The sequence below is a fragment of the Nitrospirota bacterium genome (assembly GCA_016214385.1).
Classification (GTDB): domain Bacteria; phylum Nitrospirota; class Thermodesulfovibrionia; order UBA6902; family JACROP01; genus JACROP01.
In genome coordinates, this window is sequence record JACROP010000004.1 from 1 (window position 1) to 3,534 (window position 3,534).

At 38.6% G+C, this 3,534-nt stretch carries 4 protein-coding genes; all 4 read left to right on the forward strand.

Annotation, left to right across the window (positions count from 1 at the left end; all coding sequences use genetic code 11):
• The coding region (locus HZC12_00170) for a hypothetical protein (GenBank protein MBI5025152.1) at nt 1–1,047 on the forward strand (1,047 nt) is incomplete at its 5' end.
• A gap of 677 nt (nt 1,048–1,724) precedes the next feature.
• Entirely contained in the window at nt 1,725–2,417 is a 693-nt protein-coding gene (locus tag HZC12_00175) for a HEAT repeat domain-containing protein (protein MBI5025153.1), read from the forward strand.
• Nucleotides 2,418–2,489: 72 nt separating this feature from the next.
• A complete protein-coding gene (locus HZC12_00180; GenBank protein MBI5025154.1) occupies nt 2,490–2,804 on the forward strand; it encodes a hypothetical protein in 315 nt (104 codons plus the stop codon).
• A 252-nt stretch (nt 2,805–3,056) separates the two neighbouring features.
• Nucleotides 3,057–3,534, forward strand: a 478-nt coding sequence (locus HZC12_00185; GenBank protein MBI5025155.1) for an RHS repeat protein, incomplete at its 3' end; no start/stop codon positions are given.

The window sequence follows — 3,534 nt, forward strand, 5'->3', positions numbered from 1 at the left end:
AATAGGCTTTTAGAAGATAGCAATTACACCTACTCATACGACAACAACGGCAATCTGATTCAAAAGACAAACAAGGCAACTGGAGAGACGACTACATACACATATGACACGGAAAACAGAGTTACTGGAATCAGTTACCCTGGAATGGTAGCTCAGTATAAATATGATTCCTTCGGTAGAAGAATTGAAAAGAATGTAAATGGAGTCATCACCCGCTATGTTTATGATAGAGAAGATATATTGTTTGAACTTGATGCCAATGGCAACATCATCACTGAATATGTCCACGGCTCTGGTATTGACGAACCGATTGCCATGATAAGAAACAATCAGACATACTATTATCATGCAGATGGCTTAGGAAGCATCGTTGCTATTACCGATTCTGCTGGAAATGTGGTGCAGAGGTATGAGTATAACAGCTTTGGGAACATAACCTATATTCAAGACCCTAACTTTATTCAACCTTATACTTACACATCCAGAGAATATGACCCTGAAACAGGGTTATACTATTATAGGGCGAGGTATTATGACCCGAAGATAGGGAAGTTTATAAGCGAAGATCCGATTGGGTTGGCAGGGGGACTTAATTTATACGTTTATGTGGGAAACAGTTCGGTAAACTTCTTTGATCCATTAGGGTTGGATCCTACAGACCCCAGAACAGGAAAAGTTAATGTGGTTTTAAGATGTCATGTTAACCCACATAGGGACCCTATGGAGAATCTTATTGGGGGTTTAATCGTTACTGGAGGGATGGGAATAGTATTAGCTCCTGAGGCTATGATACCAATGACTTGCTCTACTATCGTTAAAACGTGTCGAACCATAAAGATAACAGTTCTTACAAATCCTGTAGCAATCCAAAATATAGCGGATTTTATACAAGGAGCATTGCCTGGCCCTCCACCACCATCTCCTGCTGGTTATTTTGGAACAGGTATGGGTTTCGCATACGACTTTTTCAGGAACAAAACTGGAACTGGCGAATCACCTCCTCCTTTAAACTATGATATTTCAAGAACAATGCAAGGCGGCGGGTAAGACAAAATTAATGGAATATCCACTTAGTAGAGATAAACTATAAGGTATATATGGATAGGATAATATCTATACTACTTGGCTTTTCTTTAGTATTTTTGGGAAGTTGGATAGTTTTTGAACCAAGGTTCTATAGTTATAAATTCAATCGCTATTTTGATTTTACTGGCTACAATATACCTCTTGGCATAGCTCTTATTGTAATCGGAATTCTCTTTATTTGGACATCATTGAAAAAGAAACATAGGAGTTAAAAAGGCAAGAGAAAGAAAAAGGGGTCAGTACTCAGAGGATAAGGGGAGAGGATAAGCGGAGGATAAGGGGACGGTTCTATTTATAAAAGCGAAAAATGGGGACACATCCCATATTTTCCGATGACGATGAACGCTGAAAAACGGAAATATGGGATGTGTCCCTAATATTCCCTAATTCTGCTGATAATTGTAAAGGATTGTGGGATTGTTTTAAATGGCGATTAAAAAGAGGTAGCTGGGGGAGACATGCTACAAAATTGATTCCTGATTCATCAACTGGACGAAGTGGATTTTATATTCATGGTGGTAGCAGTCCAGGCTCAGCAGGATGTATTGATCTTACAAGTTATAATGATGCATTTCATAATTGGCTTAAAACACATGACGGGCCAATAACTGTAATAGTAGATTACCCAAATTACCCTTATGAAGAGAATTTCCCTTAATAAAAAAAATTTTTATATAATATTTGTAACTATTATAGTAGCAATATCATTACCATTATTATTGATTTGGATTTTCTACATTCCACATTCTCCGGAAGATGCTTTACAGCAATTTTATACCTATGAGAGTATGGAAGATGAGTTAAAAGACCCACTGATCATAGCAGGTCCCAAGGTAGTTCCTTTGCTTATAAAGGAAATCCAAAACAAAGATATGCCCCATAGGCTCTATGCAATAAGAGCTCTTGGTGATTTAGGAGATTCATCTGCATTAAATGTTTTGAAAAGTATTCTGAATGATACCTCTGAGATTGATTATTTTCGTTGCGGTGCGCTTGAAGCAATAGCACTTATCGATATAGATGTTGCGCGTGAATTAGCTAAACAATATAAGGAAACTGATATTACTTCTCTATCAGAAATTAGTCGATATTTACTTTCCCACAACAAGCCACCTCACTGGGTAGTGCGAAGGACTTACATAGAAGCCTTATTTGATTACATAACTAATCCGTTGCCTCAAAGAACTCAGAGCAAGGGGGTCAGACAAAAGAGAAAAATAGGGTCAGGACAAAAGAGAAAAATAGGGTCAGCGCCCATTACCAATGGACAAATGGGGTCAAACCGTGTGCCAAGAGTAAAGCTCAATCCCAACGAAGAGGGTTACCCATAGAGTAACAAAAGATGGCAAGACTATTCACGAAGATCGTAAGTTTCCATAAAAGTTCTTAGAGGAGGAGAGGTGATGATAACACGTGAAGAAGCACTTGCAATACTGTATGATTATCTTGAAGGCAGGATTACCAAAGCAAAAGTTCATCGATGGGCTCTTAATATTGTAGTCAGTGACGAGTTTGATAAACTTCGGGCTATTGATGAGTTATTGGCAGAAACTGTTCATGCTTTATTTGATTTACATCACCAAGGAGAAGAGGAGAGATTCGACCCTACTATAGAAGAGTTAGAATATTATAAGAACTGTTTGGAAGGAAAAATAGAATTTACACCTTCTGAGAGAAGAAAAGGGAAAAGGGAAAAGGGAAAAGGGGGACACCTATGAAAAAGGCTGTCAAGTTAAAAATGCATACCACCAATAAATAAGGGATTAAAGGGCAAAAAGGGGTCAGGTCTAAAATGCCTAAATGGGGTCAAACCTAAAAAATACACTTTACAAAACATGAAAAAAGTGTCAGTGACAGTGTCAGTGGCAGTATTCAATATACATACTCAGACACAGGCTGCACAACAGGATGTAGTGGTATAGCTGATAAGAATTGATTACACCTATGATAAAATAGGCCGAAGGACAAGCATGACCGTTGCAGGACAACCGATAGTGAATTACAATTATGATGCAAATAGCAGGCTTACAAAAATCTCAAGAGACATAAACGGCACAGTAAAGGACTTCAGCCTATCCTATGACAGTGCAGGAAGAAGAACTTCCCTAACCCTTTCTAATGGAATAACAACAAACTACTCTTACGACAATGCAAGCAGACTGCTTAATATGAAGCATTTAAAATCAACCACAGTTTTAGAGGATTTGCTCTATGAATACGACCCAAATGGAAACAGGACGAAGTATAAGAGAAATGCCACCCAGCCTTTGAGGGATGGGGTTACAGGTGCTACTTACGATGAGGCGAATGAGATGCTTACTTTTACGCCTGCAACAAGCTCAGTGAAGAATATGACCTACGATAATAATGGGAACATGACCTCGGTTGCAAATAGTTGTGGCAAGACCACATACACATGGGATGTAAGGAATCGTTTAGCAGGGATCA

Coding starts and splice junctions, on each gene's coding strand:
- HZC12_00175 (MBI5025153.1), top strand. CDS start 1,725: ATGAAGAGAATTTCCCTTAATAAAAAAAATTTTTATATAATATTTGTA.
- HZC12_00180 (MBI5025154.1), top strand. CDS start 2,490: ATGATAACACGTGAAGAAGCACTTGCAATACTGTATGATTATCTTGAA.